This window comes from Metapseudomonas resinovorans, assembly GCF_002003485.1.
Classification (GTDB): Bacteria; Pseudomonadota; Gammaproteobacteria; order Pseudomonadales; family Pseudomonadaceae; genus Metapseudomonas; species Metapseudomonas resinovorans_D.
Map to the genome: position 1 here is coordinate 169,350 of NZ_BDMA01000057.1, position 15,403 is coordinate 184,752.

The following is a 15,403-nucleotide window of genomic DNA, read 5'->3' on the forward strand; positions in this document are numbered from 1 at the left end:
GGGTGCTCGCTGTCAGTGGGACTGGACGTCGCTGCGCAGCTCCGCCACCCGCTCCGGACTCACCTCGCCGTCGAGGCCGCCCCAGGTCTGACGCAGGTAGTTGAGCAGGTCGCGCAGCTGGCCGTCGTCGAGTTTATCCCTGAAGCCGGGCATTGGCTGCATCCGCTCGAAGCCGGTGAACTGCTGTTCGCGAATGCCGTCGTCGATCACCCGCAGCAGGTTGCGCGAATCCGCCAGGCGCAGGGTGGTGTTGCCGTTCATGGCGACCGCCACATGGGGCACGCCCTCCCCCGCCGCGCCGTGGCAACCGGCGCAGACGTTGAGGTAATCCTGGCGGCCACGGGCTGCGCTTTCGCCCAGCGCGGAATCGGCCACCGCAGCGATCTTGCGCGGTGCCGGCGGCTGCTCGCCCAACAGGTAAGTGGCCATGGCGCGATGATCGTCCTTCGGCAGGTACTGGGTGCTGTGGTGCAGCACCGGGTACATCTCGTTGAACACCGAGCCCTGGTCGCTGATGCCGTGCTTGAGGAATGTGGTCAGGTCATCCGTGGTCCAGCCGCGTTCGGCCAGGTCCTTGGCCAGCAGGCTCGGCGCCTCGTAGCCGAGAATCACCCCGCCGGTCATGCGCAGATCCTGCTGCAACGCGCCGACAGCGTTGCGCGGGGTGTGGCACTCGCCGCAGTGGCCGAGCACTTCCACCAGGTACTGGCCGCGCTGCCATTCCTCACCCTTGCCGTCGGCCGGTTCGAGCTGCACGCGGTTCTTGTAGAGCATGTTCCAGAAGGTCATGCCGAAGCGCACGTTGAACGGGAAGGCCAAGTCGGTTTTCGGGCTCGGCTTGGCGATGGGCTCCAGACTCATCAGGTACGCATAGATGGCGTCGGAGTCTTCACGCTTGAGCAGGTGGTAGGAGGTGTACGGCATGGCGGGATAGAGCTTGCCGCCGTCCTTGCGCTCACCCTGGGTCACCGCCAGGAAGAACTCGTCGGCCGTGTAGTTGCCGATACCGTGTTCCTTGTCCGGGGTGATGTTGGTGCCATAGATGGTGCCGAACGGCGATACCAGCGGCAGGCCGCCGGCGTACTCGGCGCCGCCTTCGATGCTGTGGCAGGCCACGCAGTCAGCGGCGCGAGCCAGGTACTTGCCGCGCTCGATCAGGGCCTTGTCCGCCGATTGTTCAGCCGCCTGGGCGGTCAGTGGCAACAGCAGTGCTGCGAGAAGGAAAGAACGCATCCTCAGCCCTCCTTGACCAGGCCGAGGCCTTCTACGACTTCGCGCGCGGCGTTGTAGTAGCGGACATAGCCGGTGCAGCGGCAGATGTGGTTGCCCAGGGCGTGCTCGATCTCCCCTTCCAGTTCGCTGCGCTTGACCGGCTGGCGCTGGAGCTTTTCCACCAGCACGGTGGCGGCGTTGACGTAGCCGGGGGTGCAGTAGCTGCACTGGAAGGCGAACTGGTCGATGAACTTCTGCTGGATCGGGTTCAGCTCGGTGACTTCGCCCTTGGCGTCGCGCTTGGCGTGGCCTTCGATGGTGCGCACCTTCTTGCCGTCGAAGAAGTGCGCGCCGGTGATGCAGGTGCGGATTTCCTCGCTGGTGCCGTCCGGCTTGTCGAGGATCGCCACGCAGGCGTGGCAGATGCCCTGGCCGCAGCCCAGACGCGAGCCGGTGAGGTTCAGGTGTTCGTGGAGGAACTCGATCATCATCAGGTCGTCGTCCACGGTGAAGGGACCGACGGCCTGGCCGTTGAGGGTCATGCTGAGTGCGCGCTTAGCCATGGAGGGCCTCCTTGATGCGGGCCGGGGTCAGGGGAAGGTCGCGCAGACGCTTGCCGGTGGCGTGGGCCACGGCGTTCACGATGGCGCCGACCACGGGGATCATCACCACTTCGGCAATGCCCTTGGCCGGGTCGCTGGGCGACAGCGGCGGGAGGATTTCGGCGGTCTGTTTCCAGACCGCGCAGTCCTTGGCGCGCGGCAGTTGGTAGCGGTTGAAGTTCCAGGTGCCCTCACCGGGCCCGCCCTCGTACAGCGGCATTTCTTCCAGCAGTGCGTGGCCGATGCCCATGGCGATGCCGCCTTCGAGCTGGCCGCGCACCAGTTCCGGCACGATGACGCGACCGCACTCCAGCCAGGAGTGGTGATTGATCACCCGTGCCTCGCCGCTGCCCTTGTTCACCTTCACCTCGACCAGGGTGGCGACCGGGCTGTAGTAGGTGACCATCGCATTGTTCAACTGGGTCGGCGGATAGGTGATGGCGGTGCGATCCAGCAGGTGGAAACCGTGGCTGGTCATCTTCGCCTTCTTCTCCTTCGCGGCGCCGTCGCCGTACTTCACGGCCACGGCGTCCAGCGGGAAGGTGTCGCGCTTGCCATCGATCTCGAACTCGCCCTCGGCCCAGGCCCAGCGGTTGAAACCGTGGACGCTGACGCCGGTGACCAGGCCCAGCTCATGGGCCTTGTGCGCCAGCAGCTCGAAGGGAATCGGCGGCAGGCCGTTGGCCGTCAGCTTGCCTTCCACCCAGTTGGCGTCTTCACGACGCACCACGTAAGGGTTGGCCATGCCGCCGAATTCGCCGCGGCCCCAGATGGCCAGCGCCGCCGGCCACAGGCCGTGGTTGAAGAGGATGCGCGCCGCCTCGCGGGTGCCGTGGCCGGAGTAGTAGGCCGAGTTGGTCGCCGAGGACGGCGATGCAAACTTGCCGACCCAGCGCGGGTTCTTCAGCGCGGCATCCTGCTCGGACTGGCTGATCAGGTAGGGGTTGCCGCTGGTGGTCAGATCCAGCTCGGCCCATTCAGTGACGCCGGTGCGGATTTCATGCGCCGGGCGACCGAGATAGTCAGCAACCAGCAGGGCCTGGGAGGTGGCCATGCCGGTGCCCATGTCGATGGCAATCTGGCGCAATGTCACGCGGCCATCGGCGGTGAACTCGACGCTCGCCATCGGCGCCTCGGAGCCGGTGCCGAAGTCCTTCTGGCAGATAGCGAAGCCGACGCCGTAGTAGTTGTCCGGGTCCTTCGCCTCTTCTTCGCGCTTGCGCGCGTCGCGGTTCTTCCAGACGTCGTGCTGGGCGGCCTTGTCGAGGATTTCCTCCAGGCGCAGGGCGCCGGCGGGAATCGCGCCCTGGGTGTTCTTCATGCCGGACTTGAAGACGTTCTTGCGGCGCAGCTCGATGGGGTCGACGCCCAGGCGCTGGGCCACTTCATCCACCATCATTTCGGTGGCGGCCATGGTCTGCAGGGTACCGTAACCGCGCATGGAGCCGGCTTCGACGCCACGGGAGTGGTAGGCAGTCGCGGCCAAGTCGCTCTGCGGCAGGTAGTAGATGGACTGCGCAGCGGTGGCGCCCACGGCGGCTACCGAGGGGCTGTAGTTGATGCGGCCGCCGCCGTCGACGTCCATGTGAGCGCGGAAGATCTGGAACGACAGGTCGTCCTTCTTCACCGCCAACTGGTAGTGCATGTCGAAGGGGTGGCGCTTGATGCCGCTCTGGAACTGCTCGTAGCGGTCATTGGCCAGGCGCACCGGCACGCCGTCGCCGTAGATGGCGGCCAGGGCGGCGTAGAACACGAAGATGTTGTTGTCCTTGGAGCCGTAGCCCACGGTGTAGCCGGGGTGCATGTTCAGCTTCGTGACCTTGAAGCGGGACGGCGCGAGCATGTGCGCGGTCTGCTCGGCCACTTCGAAGGGGCACTGGGTGGCCACGACGAAATGCAGGGTGCCGGTGGCCGGGTCGTACCAGCCATTGCCGTTGTCCGCTTCCAGGGCCGCGGGCTCGATGGACTGGGTCTTGAAGCGCTCATCGAACACCATCCAGCCTTCCGGCGGATTGGCCAGCTTCGATTGCATCTGCTCGGCGTGGTAGATGCCCTGGGCGGTCAGGTCGCCCGCCGGGTTGCCGGCGCCCCAGGTGGGTTTGCGCTCGCGGATCAGCGGGAACAGCATGCTGTCCTTCAGGCTGGAGAAGGTATCCGGCTCGAACGCCGAGGCACCGCCCACGCGCACGAAGCGGAAACTGCCGTAGGGGTCGCGCTGGTACAGCGGAGCCTGGGCGCCGTAGCGCACCACCTTCTCGTTGAACTTGAGGATGTTCTTCGCCCGGCGGTAGCGGTCGAAATCCTTCCAGATCAACAGCGCGACCGGGTGACCGATGAACATCGGCACCTGGCCTTCCGGCAGGAATGGATCGGGACTGTGGCCTTCGGGGAAAGCGATGCCATCACGCGCCAGGTCGGCGGCGGTCACCACGCGATCCGGTTTCAGCTCATCGCCCAGCATCGACAAGTCGAAGCCCTGGTAGAGGTGGTCGGCACGGGTGGCCTTGAGCAGCAGCGCGTGACCTTGCTGCTGCGGCCAGCCAGGCATGTCCTTGGCGCGGATATCACGGGCGAACACCTTGCCGCCGCAGACCTTGCTGACGCCGTCGATCCGTCCACGGGCCTGGCCGCCGGCGGTGTACCAGGGCTCAGGAGTACGGGTGACCTGCTCTTCGAACAGCGCGGCGAAGGCCTTGCTGCCCAGTGGAGCGAGGGTGATGCCGATACCGGCGACGACGCTGCCTTGCAGGAAGGCGCGGCGGGATAACTCAGGAGTGGACATGCCCGTTCCTCATCGACCGGCGTTGGCCGGCGCTTTTCTTTGTGCAAAACACGGTTGTCGGCCCTTCAAGAGAGAAGGGTCGTCGATATGAGAGTAGTCGGAGGGATGAACCTGACTTGAAAGTCAAATTCTAGCGAAATCACTGACAGAGACAAAGGGGGAATCTGTCTCTTTGGTCAGAATTTTCCAAGGCGACGCGCTGATCGAACGCTTTGGTCGGTAAATGCAACCGCATGTTTCGGGCGCCGTGCTAGGCTGCGACACCGATAGCAACCTAACGGTTGTTGAAAAACGTAGGCGAGGCAGCCGAAACAAGGCAAAAACGGCTGAAGAGGCGGAGTTTACGAGTTGTAAATGAGCACTCTGAGGCCGTTTTTAACGCCGTATCGGCAACGCAGGTAGTTTTTCAACAGCCGGAGAAGCATTTTCCGACATGTCTCAGACCCTCCTCCTACGTCATCACCGCCCCTTCCTGGCCTTCTGGTTCGCGCGCGTCTGTACGGCAAGCGGCTTCCAGATGATCACCGTCGCCATTGGGTGGCACATCTACGAGCTCACCGGCAACGTGCTCGACCTCGGCCTGGTTGGGCTGGTGGAGTTTCTGCCGCGCGTCCTGTTCATGCTGCACACCGGGCATGTGGCCGACCGCTTCGACCGTCGCCGCGTCGCCGCCATCTGCCAGGTTCTCCAGGCCCTGGTGGCCGGCGTGCTGGTCTTCGCCAGCGCCACCGACAGCGCCAGCCGCGAGCTGATCTTCCTGATGGCCTTCGTCCTCGGCGCCGCTCGCGCCTTCGAGATGCCGGCCACCCAGGCGCTGCTGCCCAACGTGGTACCCAAGGAACTGTTCCCCCGCGCGGTGGCCGCCTCGGCTTCGGCCATGCAGGCAGCGACCATCGTCGCGCCGGCGCTCGGTGGCCTGCTCTACGCCTTCGGCAGCCTCTGGGTCTACGGACTGACGACAGCCCTCTATATAGCCGCCTGCTTCCTGATGCTGGGCCTCTCCAGTAGCCAGCAACAGGCCAACAAGGCCCCGGCCAACCTGGAGAACCTGCTGGCGGGCATCCGCTTCATCCGCAGCCGCCCGGACATCCTCGGTGCCATCTCCCTGGACCTCTTCGCCGTGCTGCTGGGTGGCGCCACCGCCCTGCTCCCGGTGTTCGCCAAGGACATCCTGCTCACCGGTCCCTGGGGCCTTGGCCTGCTGCGCTCGGCCCCGGCGGTCGGTGCATTGCTGATGTCCTTCTGGCTGGCGCGCTTCCCCATCGAGCGCAATGTCGGCCGGATCATGTTCACCTCGGTGGGCATATTTGGCGTGGCCACCATCGCCTTCGGTCTGTCTACGTCCTTCTGGTTCTCCCTGGCGGTGCTGGCGGTGCTCGGCGCGGCAGACATGATCAGCATGGTGATCCGCGGCGCCTTCGTGCAGCTGCACACGCCGGACGAGATGCGCGGCCGGGTCAGCGCGGTGAACGGGCTGTTCATCGGCGCTTCCAACCAGTTGGGTGAGTTCGAGTCCGGCGTCACCGCCGCCTGGTTCGGCACGGTTCCGGCAGTGGTCATGGGCGGCGTGGGTACGCTGATCGTGACCGGGCTGTGGATAAAGCTGTTCCCGAGCCTGGCCAAGCGGGACAAGCTGCACTGACGGGCAGGTGATCGTTGGGCTTCGCTGCGCTCTGACGGAACGCCGCCCGCACCAACCTACGGGGCAGCTGCGCTTCCCTTGGTGGATGGAAGAGCGCCATCCACCCTACAAAGCTGACAGGCAGATACCTTGTGGGGGCGAATTCATTCGCTGTAGGGGCGATTTCAATCGCCAAGCAGGCCGAAGGTCTGCCCTGTGAGGTGAAAGGGGCAGCTGCGCTGCCCTTGGCGAATGAATTCGCCCCTACAGATGAGCGCCCCTCAAGACACCAACATCGCCTTGGCGATTTCATTGCGCTTGGCCTTGCCGCACAGCTGCTCAACCAGGGTCAGGGCGAAGGCCAGGGCGGTGCCGGGGCCCTGGCTGGTGATGCAGTTGCCGTCCACCACCACCGGCTGGTCGACGAAGGTGCAGCCGGACAGGCGGTCGCTGAAGCTTGGGTAGCAGGTCATGCGCCGCTGGCGCAGCACGCCGAACGGCTGCAGCGCCATGGCTGGGGAGGCGCAGATCGCGGCGAAGAACCGGCCCGCCTTCGCCTGCTCACGGACCTTTTCGCCCAGCGGCTCATGTTCGCCCAGGCGCTGCGCGCCCGGCATGCCACCGGGGAGCACGATCAGGTCGAAATCCTGGGCCAGCACATCGAGAAGCATGGTGTCGGCGGTCAGGCGGGTGCCACGGGCCAGGGTGATCATGCGGCGGGTTTCGATACTGGCCACCACCGTCTTGATTTCGGCGCGCCGCAGCACGTCGATGAGCGTCACGGTCTCCAGGTCTTCCACGCCTTCGGCAACGGCGATCAGGGCCTGGAGTTGGGGTTGGGTATGCATGGCATTCTCCTGTTCCTGGAAACCGAAGCTGTCCGTCCGGTCATAAATTCACCGCTTCCGGGTGAGCTGGTATGATGCGCGCCTTTTTTCAGACTGGCAGAGAAAAGTCCATGGCGCCCGCGTGTGCCGTGCATTTGTGCTTTGCTGTTCGCCAGCTGAATGACAACGACGCAATGCGTCACGGGGAGCCCACACATGCTGGAAAAGCTATTCCAACTCAAGGCGCACGACACCAATGTGCGCACTGAGATCCTGGCCGGTCTGACGACCTTCCTGACGATGGCCTACATCCTCTTCGTCAACCCGGCCATCCTCGGCGAGACGGGCATGGACAAGGGCGCGGTGTTCGTCGCCACCTGCCTGGCCGCGGCCATCGGCTCGACCGTCATGGGGCTGATCGCCAACTACCCCATCGCCCTGGCTCCCGGCATGGGCCTGAACGCCTTCTTCACCTACACCGTGGTACTGCAGATGGGGCACACCTGGCAGGTGGCCCTGGGCGCGGTTTTCCTCTCCGCCTGCATGTTCTTCCTGTTGTCGATCTTCAAGATCCGCGAATGGATCATCAACAGCATCCCGCTGGAGCTGCGCTCGGCCATCGCCGCCGGCATCGGCCTGTTCCTCGGACTGATCGCCCTGCAAAAAGCCGGCATCGTCTCCGCTCACCCGGTGACCATGGTGACAGTCGGTGACCTGACCAAGCCCGAGCCGATCCTCGCCGTGCTCGGCTTCTTCCTGATCGTCGCCCTCGAAGCCCGCAAGGTCACCGGCGCCGTGCTGATCGGCATCCTCACCGTGACCATCGCCGGCATCGCTCTGGGCGTTTCCCAGTTCGGCGGGATCTTCTCCATGCCGCCGTCGCTGGCGCCCACCTTCCTCCAGCTGGACATCGCGGGCGCGCTGGAAATCGGGCTGATAAGCGTGATCTTCGCTTTCCTCTTCGTCGACCTGTTCGACAACTCCGGCACCCTCATCGCCGTGGCCAAGAAGGCCGGCCTGATGCGCGCCGACGGCTACATGCCGAAGATGGGCCGCGCGCTGATCGCCGACTCCACCGCGGCCATGGGCGGCTCCCTGCTGGGTACCTCCACCACCACCAGCTACATCGAATCCGCGGCGGGCGTGAGCGCCGGTGGTCGTACTGGCCTCACCGCCCTGACGGTAGCGGTACTCTTCCTGCTGGCACTGTTCCTCTCGCCCCTGGCCGGCAGCGTGCCGGCCTTCGCCACCGCGCCGGCGCTGTTCTTCGTCGCCGTGCTGATGGCTTCGGGCCTGGCCGAAATCGACTGGGATGACCTGACCACCGCCGCACCGGTGCTGATCACCACTCTGGCGATGCCGTTCACCTACTCCATCGCCGACGGCATCGCCTTCGGCTTCATTGCCTGGGCCGCGATCAAGACCCTGGCCGGCCGCTACAAGGAACTCAGCCCGGCGCTGGTGATCCTGGCCGTGCTCTTCGTTATCAAGATGGGTTTCTTCCACTGATGAGTCGTCCCCAGTTCGACCCGGCGGCCTACGCCGCCCAGCTCACCGAGAAGACGCAGCGCCTGAAGGCGTTGTTGGCGCCCTTCGACGCCCCGGAACCGGAAGTCTTCGAGTCCCCCCGCGAACACTACCGCCTGCGCGCCGAGTTCCGCCTGTGGCGCGAAACCGGCAACGAGACTCGCCACTACGCGATGTTCGAAGCCGGCGACAAGTTCACTCCAGTGCTGATCGAGGACTTCCCCATTGCCAGCCGCCGCATCAACGAGTTGATGCCGCGCCTCAAGGCGGGTTGGCAGGCGAGCCAGGTGCTGTCCTTCAAGCTGTTCCAGGTGGAGTTCCTCACCACGCTGGCCGGTGATGCACTGATCACCCTCTGCTACCACCGTCCGCTGGACGACGCCTGGAAAGTCGAAGCCGAAAAGCTCGCCGCAGACCTTGGCGTGAGCCTGGTGGGCCGTTCCAAGGGCAAGCGCATCGTCATCGGCCGCGATTATGTCGAGGAAGAACTGACCGTCGCTGACCGCGTGTTCCGCTATCGCCAGCCGGAAGGCGCCTTCACCCAGCCCAACGGCGAGGTGAACCAGAAGATGCTCGGCTGGGCCTTCGACGTGCTGGGCGAGCGCCAGGATGATCTGCTGGAGCTGTATTGCGGCAACGGCAACTTCACCCTGCCGCTGGCCACCCGCGTGCGCAAGGTGCTGGCCACCGAGATCAGCAAGACCTCGGTGAACGCCGCCCTGGCCAACCTGGCCGACAACGCTGTGGATAACGTCACCCTGGTGCGCCTGTCCGCCGAAGAACTGACCGAGGCACTGAACGAGGTCCGCCCGTTCCGCCGCCTGGCCGGCATCGACCTCAAGGGCTACGAGTTCGGCAACGTCTTCGTCGATCCGCCCCGCGCCGGCATGGACCCGGACACCTGCGAACTGACCCGTCGCTTCGATCGCATCCTCTACATCTCCTGCAATCCGGAGACCCTGGCAGCGAATATCCAGCAGCTCAGCGACACCCACAAAGTCGTGCGCTGCGCCCTGTTCGACCAGTTCCCCTATACGCACCATATGGAGTCGGGTGTGCTGTTGGAGCGGCGCTCGTAGGTTGATGTCCGACCAGGACCAACCACCCTCACCCCAACCCTCTCCCAGAGGGAGAGGGGGCGGTCCGCGCTGGGACTGACCGGCGTGAGTCACCCCTCGCCCTTCGGGAGAGGGGCCGGGGCGGGCCGCGTTCGGATGACGGTAGCCAAGCCTAGCTCGGTGTTCCCCGCATCGTTGGGCTTCGCTGCGCTCTGCACCAACCTACAAGAGCTTTTACCTACGAGAAGGCACGCGCCAGATCAATCACCAGCGCCCTATAGCCCACGCTGCCCGGCTGGCGGCTGCTCACTTTGAGCTCCACCTGCACCTCCTGGGTGCCGTACTTCACTTCATTGAGCACGGTGGTCGTGAGTTTCTCGGGAGTGAGGAAGCCCACCGAGGCCGAGTAGATGAACTGGGTGTCCTTGTCCGCGCGGTATTCGACTACCGAAGTCACCGGGCTGTACCACTCGTCCCCGCGCTCCTTGCCGTATTCCCAGACCTGCTCGACGGTGCCCTTCGCCTCGTCGATACGGTACTCCACCGCGCGGCTGTAGTTGCCGGTGAGCTTCGTCGGCGCAAAGTTGCGGCCCCAGCCGTTGTCGAGCACGGTCAGGGTGCCTTTTCCGGTGAGCCAGGCGGTGTGCTGGGTCCAGGACCAGTCGAAGCCTTCGGCGTAGATGCCGCCCTCCTCCGCCAACACGTCGCCCTTTGCGTTCACCGGGGTCAGCACCTTGGCCTTGAGGCGTTCCGGCCAGCCCTGGGGCGAGGCGAGAATCCAATTCACCTCTTTGTTGCGACCGATCTTCACCACGCCCTGGTGGCGGGCGGAAATGATGATGCTGTCATCGCTGGCGTCGTAGTCGATGGCGTTGACGTGGGCCCAGTTGCGGCCGGTGCCGACGCCGGGGGTGTCGCCGAACGGCAGGTCACCTTCGAGCAGTTCGTTGGCGGCAGTGCTCTCCTGTTTCTGCACGCTGTCGGGGAGCTGGATTGCGGCCTTGCCCAGGGTTTCCAGTAGCTCGCCGCGATAGGGATCGAGGATCTGGTTCAGGTCCCAGAAGTCCAGCACGTCGCCGGCTTCGTTGACCTCGATGATGTGGTCGCGGATGGAGCGCACGCGTTTGCCGTCCGGGCGGCGGTAGTCACTGGTGCCTACCCGCAGCAGGTAGGTGCCGTTGGGTGTCTCGCGGATTTCGTGGGAGAAGTCGGCGAACTTGTCCGGCAGGTTGCGCTGCCACACGCGGCGCCCCAGCAGGTCGTACTTGGAATAGGTCTGGCCCTGGCCCCAGATCAGCTTGCCGTCGCGGGTCTGCTGGAAGCCCATGGTGCCGCCCAGGCCGTCCCGGCGACCGGAATCGTGGATCTGCTCGATATCCAGGTACCAACGCACGTCGCCGTTGCTGTCGGCAATCCAGTTGTTGCCCACCTGATCCCACTCCGCGGCACCGCCCAGGGCGTTCCATTTGAAGGCGCGGCCGCCGGGAATCTCGCCGAGCAGGTGGTTGAACAGGTACAGGCGGTGCTCGAAGCCGGGCGCCACCTTGATCGGTTCCACCAGCGGCAACGCGGCCGTCTGATTGGCCACCACCGGCAGGCGCACGGCCGGCGCGTAGACCTGATAGCGCTCACGGATGCGCTCGCCATCCAGCTTGTAGCTCACTTCCACCTGGTTGACGTAGTCCGGGTAGAGGCCGAACACCGGGATGCCGCCATAGGTCCAGAGGGAGCGCTCGGAAACCTCGTAGGCGATGTCCACGCCGCGCTCACCCTTGCCCAGCACGCGGACGTGGGCGGCGCTGATGGCCTGGCCACCGTCGCGGATGATGGCGGTCAGCGGTGCCAGCTTGTAGGGATTCACCACCACATCGCCAAGCAGCGCGGTGCCGCGCTCGGGGACCTTGGCGGTGATGCAGGCGCCTTCGGGGAGATCAGGGGTTTCGGTTTTGGCGTTCATCTTGTGTGTCCTTCATTGAGGTCCTGCGGGGCGATTCGCGAATGAATTCGCTCCCACAGGAAGCAGTGACAATCAGGGGTTGGTGGAAACGCGGAACTGGTCGAGGGCGGGCGGCGTGACGGCCTGCTCGGAGCGCGGCGTGCCTTCGGGCACCCAGTCGTAGGGGACCGGCAGCGCGCGGTAGATCCAGTTGCTGCGGGCGTTACCCACGGGGGCCTCGCCGAAGTACGGGCTGACGTACTCCCAGACGATCTCGCCCGCCGGGGTCACCTGGAACACCCGGCCGAACTTGCCTTCGTCGATCAGGGTGTTGCCGTTGGGCAGCCGCCGGGCGCTGCTGATGAAGGCGCTGAAGAAGGCCCAGCCCGGCTGACCGCTGTCGGCGGCGCTGTACTGCCAGACGATCTCGCCTTTCACCGGATCGATCTCCAGTACCCGCGAGCCGCCCAGCAGGCTCAGCGGCACACGCGGGTAACCGGCCTCGCCCTGGTTGTCGAACACCAGCAGGTTGCCGGCACCCGGCAGGCCTTCGGGGATGATGTGGGCGTCGTGCTGGCCGGAGAACTGGTCAACCGGGCGCGGCACGCTGGCCGGTGCGTAGGCATTGAGCTTGGGCAGGTTCGGGCCGAGGTGCCAGACGACCTTGCCGGAGGCCTTGTCGATGATCGCGATGAAGTTGCCTTCGCGGGAATCGATCAGCAGGTTGTCCGGATGGAAGCGCTTGTCGCCGGCGTCGAACCACTTGTTCGGCCCGACCACGCTGAGGTTGTTGACGTGCAGCACATCGGGGTTCTTGCTGGCGCGCACCAGCTTGAGCTGCTCGGCGGTGAAGCCGAACTCCTCCAGGTGCTGCGAGGCCGTCCAGCTCCAGGCCACTTTGCCTGCGGGCGTGACCTCGTAGATCACGTCATCGATCACCTGGGGCACAGTGAATCCCTTCACGACATGCAGCTGGTTGGCCAGCACCAGGGTGTTGCCGTTGGCCAGCCGGCGCTGGTCGTGGTGCTGCTGGGCCGCCCCACCGGGCGCCTTGTCGCCCCACTGCCAGACCACCTGGCCGCTCCAGTCCAGTTCGCCCACCGTCTTGTTGCGCAGGCCGTTGCCGGCGGAGGCCAGCTTGCTCGGCTCCTTCACCTCTTCAAGCTGCACGAAGAGGTGGCCGCGCTTGCCGCCATTGTTCTTCGGGTCGATCAGCGCGGCAGGAAAGCCGGCGTTGTTCCAGTGCCGCACCTCGTTGCCGTTCATGTCGATGAGGCGCGTCTGCTTGTCCGGCGAGCTGAAGATCACATAGCCGTTCCAGGCCTTGGCCGGGTTATAGAGCGTCACTCCGGTGGGGTAGACGCTGGGGGCGCCGACGGCATGGCCGGCGACCAGGGCGGCCGCGAGGCCGAGGGTTCTCAGTTTCATTGCAGGTTCCTTGTGCTCAGAAGTCATAGCGGGCAGTGGCGCCGACGGTGCGCGGGGTTCCCAAAACTCCCGCATAGCCACCGTTGGCGGAGTTCCACAGGCTGGTGAAGTAGGTCTTGTCGCCGGCGTTCTTCACCCAGAGGGACAGGTCGAGGACGCCATCGCCCTGGTCCAGGCGCACGCCGCCGGAGAGGTTGACCACGGCGTAGCTGGGGAGCTGGCCGAAGTCAGAGTCGTCGATGGTGCCCACGGCCTTGGAGCGGAAGGCGTAGCTGGCGGTGACGTACGGCTCGACGCGGTCAGCCAGTTGCCACTTGTATTCGCCGTTGAGGTTGGCGATGTACTTGGAGGCGCCCACCACTTGGTGGCCGGTGAGGTCGCAGGTGGCGGCCGGGTTGGCGAAGCTCACCTCCGGCGGGCACGGGGCGTCCTTGTATTCGGTGTAGCGGACGTCGTTCCAGGAACCGTTGATGTTCAGGGTCAGGCCACGGATCGGCAATGCGGTGGCCTCGAACTCCAGGCCACGGGAACGCACGGAGCCGGCGTTGGCGAGAAATTGCACGCGGTTGATCTGGTCGTAGACGTTGGCCTGGTAGCCATGCACATCCGCCCAGAACAGGTTGGCGTTGAGCAGCAGCCGTTGGTCCAGCAGGGTGCTCTTGACGCCCAGCTCGGCATTGTTGACCCGCTCGGTGCCTACCAGCAGGGAGTCGGTACCCAGACGCGGTGCGGCGCCCACAGTCAGGTTGATGCCGCCGGACTTCTCGCCATGGGACAGCGAGGCGTAACCCAGCACGTTGGGGTTGAACTGGTAGCTCAGTGACAACAGGCCCGACGGGCTGAAGCTGTACTGGCTGAGGTCACCGGACTCGAAAGCACCGACCCTGCCCTGCCGTGCAGTCGCGGCGGCACCGGTGACGGCGGCCCCGCCAACCGGCGCGTCGCGGTCGACCCAGGCGCTCTTTTCTTCGTAGGTGCCGCGAATGCCGGCGGTGAAATCCAGGCGCTCGGTCAGGTGCCAGGTGCCTTGTGCGAAGAGCGCATAGCTGTCGGTGTCGATATGGCCATCGCCTTCACTGGTGACGTTGGCCAGGGCGCCGGCGGGCGTGGAGTTCCAGATGTCCGCCTGGGGCCCGTAGAAGTTGAAGGAGTGGTTATCCAGGTCCTGCTTGAAGTAGTACGCGCCCAGTACGTAGTCGAAGGCACCGCCGGTGGGCGAGGCCAGGCGGAATTCCTGGGAGTACTGCTTGTCGCGCACCGAGACGCCGGCGTTGATAGAGGCGGAAACGTTGAGGCCGTCGTCGTTGCGCGGGGTGAAGTCCCACCAGCGGTAGGCGGTGATGGAGGTCAGGGTGAAGTCGTTGGGCAGGGTCCAGTTGGCCTCCACCGAGGTGCCGCCCTGGAACACCGTCACCTGCTGGTCGGAGTCGAAGTTGACCTTGCGGTCCTTGCCGGACACCAGCGTGGCACCGGCCTGCGCGGCCAGGCGCTCGTAGCGGTTGACGCCGTTGATGGTCGGGCCAGTGCTGTAGAGGGTGAGGATGCCGTTGTTGGAGTCCTCCTCGTTGTATTCGCCAATCCAGCGCAGGTTGAAGGTTTCGCTCGGCTCGAACAGCAATTGGCTGCGGAAGCCCTGGCGCTTGCCGCCGTTAAGGTCCTCGCCGTTGAAGACGTTCTTCACATAGCCGTCGTCTTCGGTCTGGTAGGCGGTCAGGCGGCCGGCGAGGGTTTCGGTGAGGCCGCCGGAGACGCTGCCCAGGGTCTGCCAGTAACCGTCCTCGCCCACCGAGGCCTGGAGGCTGCGTTCAGTGGTGAAGGTGGGCTTGCGGGTGCTGATGTTGATCACCCCGGCCGTGGTGTTCTTGCCGAACAGGGTGCCTTGGGGGCCACGCAGGACTTCGAGCTGCTCCACATCGAGCAGGTCGAACACCGCCATGCCGGGGCGGCCGAGGTAGACGTTGTCCAGATAGACGCCAACGCTGCCTTCCAGGCCGTCGCTGGCCGGGTTGTTGCCCAGGCCACGGATGGAAATGCTCGACTGGCGGGCATGCACGTAGGAGACGTTGGTGCTGGGGACCAGTTGCTGCAGGTCCTGCACGCGGTACACGCGCTGGTGCTCCAGGGTTTCGCCACCGAGCACGCTGATGGGCGTGGGCACGCTCTGGGCGGTTTCCTCACGGCGACGGGCATTGACGGTGACGGTGCCGAGCTGGGTGTACTGCTCGGCCTTGGCCTTGGCCTTGGCCTGGGCGCTGGTGCTCTCTTCGGCCTGGGCAGTCAGGGCGAGCCCGGCACCCGCCAGCAGCACGGCCAGGGCGAGGGGTTTCAGATGAGGGGCCGACGGTCGCGTCGGGGAGTGGATAAGTCGGGACATGCAGTGCTCCTAAGGTCGATGGCCTTGGCGAGCACT

Annotated in this window: 10 protein-coding genes; 3 read left to right on the plus strand and 7 right to left on the minus strand. The window is 65.3% G+C overall.

The window, feature by feature from the left end; genetic code table 11:
• Window positions 1-12: 12 nt before the first annotated feature.
• Genes MnOB_RS15640 through MnOB_RS15650 form a run of 3 tightly spaced genes read right to left on the minus strand, consistent with a single transcriptional unit; the run spans window position 13 to window position 4,596 of the window.
• The gene (locus MnOB_RS15640) at window positions 13-1,233 is read right to left on the minus strand and encodes a cytochrome c (protein ID WP_077525136.1); all 1,221 of its coding nucleotides are present in this window, start codon (window positions 1,231-1,233) and stop codon (window positions 13-15) included.
• A 2-nt stretch (window positions 1,234-1,235) separates the two neighbouring features.
• Window positions 1,236-1,775 carry a (2Fe-2S)-binding protein gene (locus tag MnOB_RS15645; protein WP_077525137.1) on the minus strand — a complete coding sequence of 180 codons (540 nt, stop codon included), beginning with the start codon at window positions 1,773-1,775 and terminating at the stop codon, window positions 1,236-1,238.
• Window positions 1,768-4,596, minus strand: a complete 2,829-nt coding sequence (locus tag MnOB_RS15650; protein ID WP_077525138.1) for a xanthine dehydrogenase family protein molybdopterin-binding subunit — start codon at window positions 4,594-4,596, stop codon at window positions 1,768-1,770. Before MnOB_RS15650 ends, MnOB_RS15645 begins: the two co-directional genes overlap by 8 nt.
• A 433-nt stretch (window positions 4,597-5,029) precedes the next feature.
• Here MnOB_RS15650 and MnOB_RS15655 point away from each other — a divergent pair, with 433 nt between their 5' ends.
• A complete protein-coding gene (locus MnOB_RS15655; RefSeq protein WP_077525139.1) occupies window positions 5,030-6,238 on the plus strand; it encodes an MFS transporter in 1,209 nt (402 codons plus the stop codon).
• Between the two features lie 260 nt (window positions 6,239-6,498).
• On the opposite strand, the gene MnOB_RS15660 is transcribed toward MnOB_RS15655, so the two are convergent.
• A complete protein-coding gene (locus MnOB_RS15660) occupies window positions 6,499-7,065 on the minus strand; it encodes a DJ-1 family glyoxalase III (protein ID WP_077525140.1) in 567 nt (188 codons plus the stop codon).
• 195 nt (window positions 7,066-7,260) lie between these two features.
• Here MnOB_RS15660 and MnOB_RS15665 point away from each other — a divergent pair, with 195 nt between their 5' ends.
• Together MnOB_RS15665 and trmA are read left to right on the plus strand one after the other, a co-directional pair.
• Window positions 7,261-8,553: an NCS2 family permease gene (locus MnOB_RS15665; protein WP_077525141.1), complete on the plus strand. Its 1,293-nt coding sequence runs from the start codon at window positions 7,261-7,263 to the stop codon at window positions 8,551-8,553.
• Entirely contained in the window at window positions 8,553-9,650 is a 1,098-nt protein-coding gene (trmA, locus tag MnOB_RS15670) for a tRNA (uridine(54)-C5)-methyltransferase TrmA (protein WP_077525142.1), read from the plus strand. Before MnOB_RS15665 ends, trmA begins: the two co-directional genes overlap by 1 nt.
• Window positions 9,651-9,867: 217 nt before the next feature.
• On the opposite strand, the gene MnOB_RS15675 is transcribed toward trmA, so the two are convergent.
• From MnOB_RS15675 to MnOB_RS15685, 3 genes are all read right to left on the minus strand, one after another.
• The gene (locus MnOB_RS15675) at window positions 9,868-11,586 is read right to left on the minus strand and encodes an aryl-sulfate sulfotransferase (RefSeq protein ID WP_077525143.1); all 1,719 of its coding nucleotides are present in this window, start codon (window positions 11,584-11,586) and stop codon (window positions 9,868-9,870) included.
• Between the two features lie 72 nt (window positions 11,587-11,658).
• Window positions 11,659-12,993, minus strand: coding sequence for an aryl-sulfate sulfotransferase (locus MnOB_RS15680; RefSeq protein ID WP_199824540.1), 1,335 nt, complete (start codon window positions 12,991-12,993; stop codon window positions 11,659-11,661).
• Between the two features lie 16 nt (window positions 12,994-13,009).
• Window positions 13,010-15,367, minus strand: coding sequence for a TonB-dependent receptor (locus MnOB_RS15685; RefSeq protein WP_077525145.1), 2,358 nt, complete (start codon window positions 15,365-15,367; stop codon window positions 13,010-13,012).
• Window positions 15,368-15,403 lie beyond the last annotated feature (36 nt).

Bases quoted from the DNA above. Each gene is read 5' to 3' on its own strand.
- MnOB_RS15640 (WP_077525136.1), bottom strand. From the start codon at position 1,233: ATGCGTTCTTTCCTTCTCGCAGCACTGCTGTTGCCACTGACCGCCCAG.
- MnOB_RS15680 (WP_199824540.1), bottom strand. From the start codon at position 12,993: ATGAAACTGAGAACCCTCGGCCTCGCGGCCGCCCTGGTCGCCGGCCAT.
- MnOB_RS15645 (WP_077525137.1), bottom strand. From the start codon at position 1,775: ATGGCTAAGCGCGCACTCAGCATGACCCTCAACGGCCAGGCCGTCGGT.
- MnOB_RS15685 (WP_077525145.1), bottom strand. From the start codon at position 15,367: ATGTCCCGACTTATCCACTCCCCGACGCGACCGTCGGCCCCTCATCTG.
- MnOB_RS15650 (WP_077525138.1), bottom strand. From the start codon at position 4,596: ATGTCCACTCCTGAGTTATCCCGCCGCGCCTTCCTGCAAGGCAGCGTC.
- MnOB_RS15665 (WP_077525141.1), top strand. From the start codon at position 7,261: ATGCTGGAAAAGCTATTCCAACTCAAGGCGCACGACACCAATGTGCGC.
- MnOB_RS15675 (WP_077525143.1), bottom strand. From the start codon at position 11,586: ATGAACGCCAAAACCGAAACCCCTGATCTCCCCGAAGGCGCCTGCATC.
- trmA (WP_077525142.1), top strand. From the start codon at position 8,553: ATGAGTCGTCCCCAGTTCGACCCGGCGGCCTACGCCGCCCAGCTCACC.
- MnOB_RS15660 (WP_077525140.1), bottom strand. From the start codon at position 7,065: ATGCATACCCAACCCCAACTCCAGGCCCTGATCGCCGTTGCCGAAGGC.
- MnOB_RS15655 (WP_077525139.1), top strand. From the start codon at position 5,030: ATGTCTCAGACCCTCCTCCTACGTCATCACCGCCCCTTCCTGGCCTTC.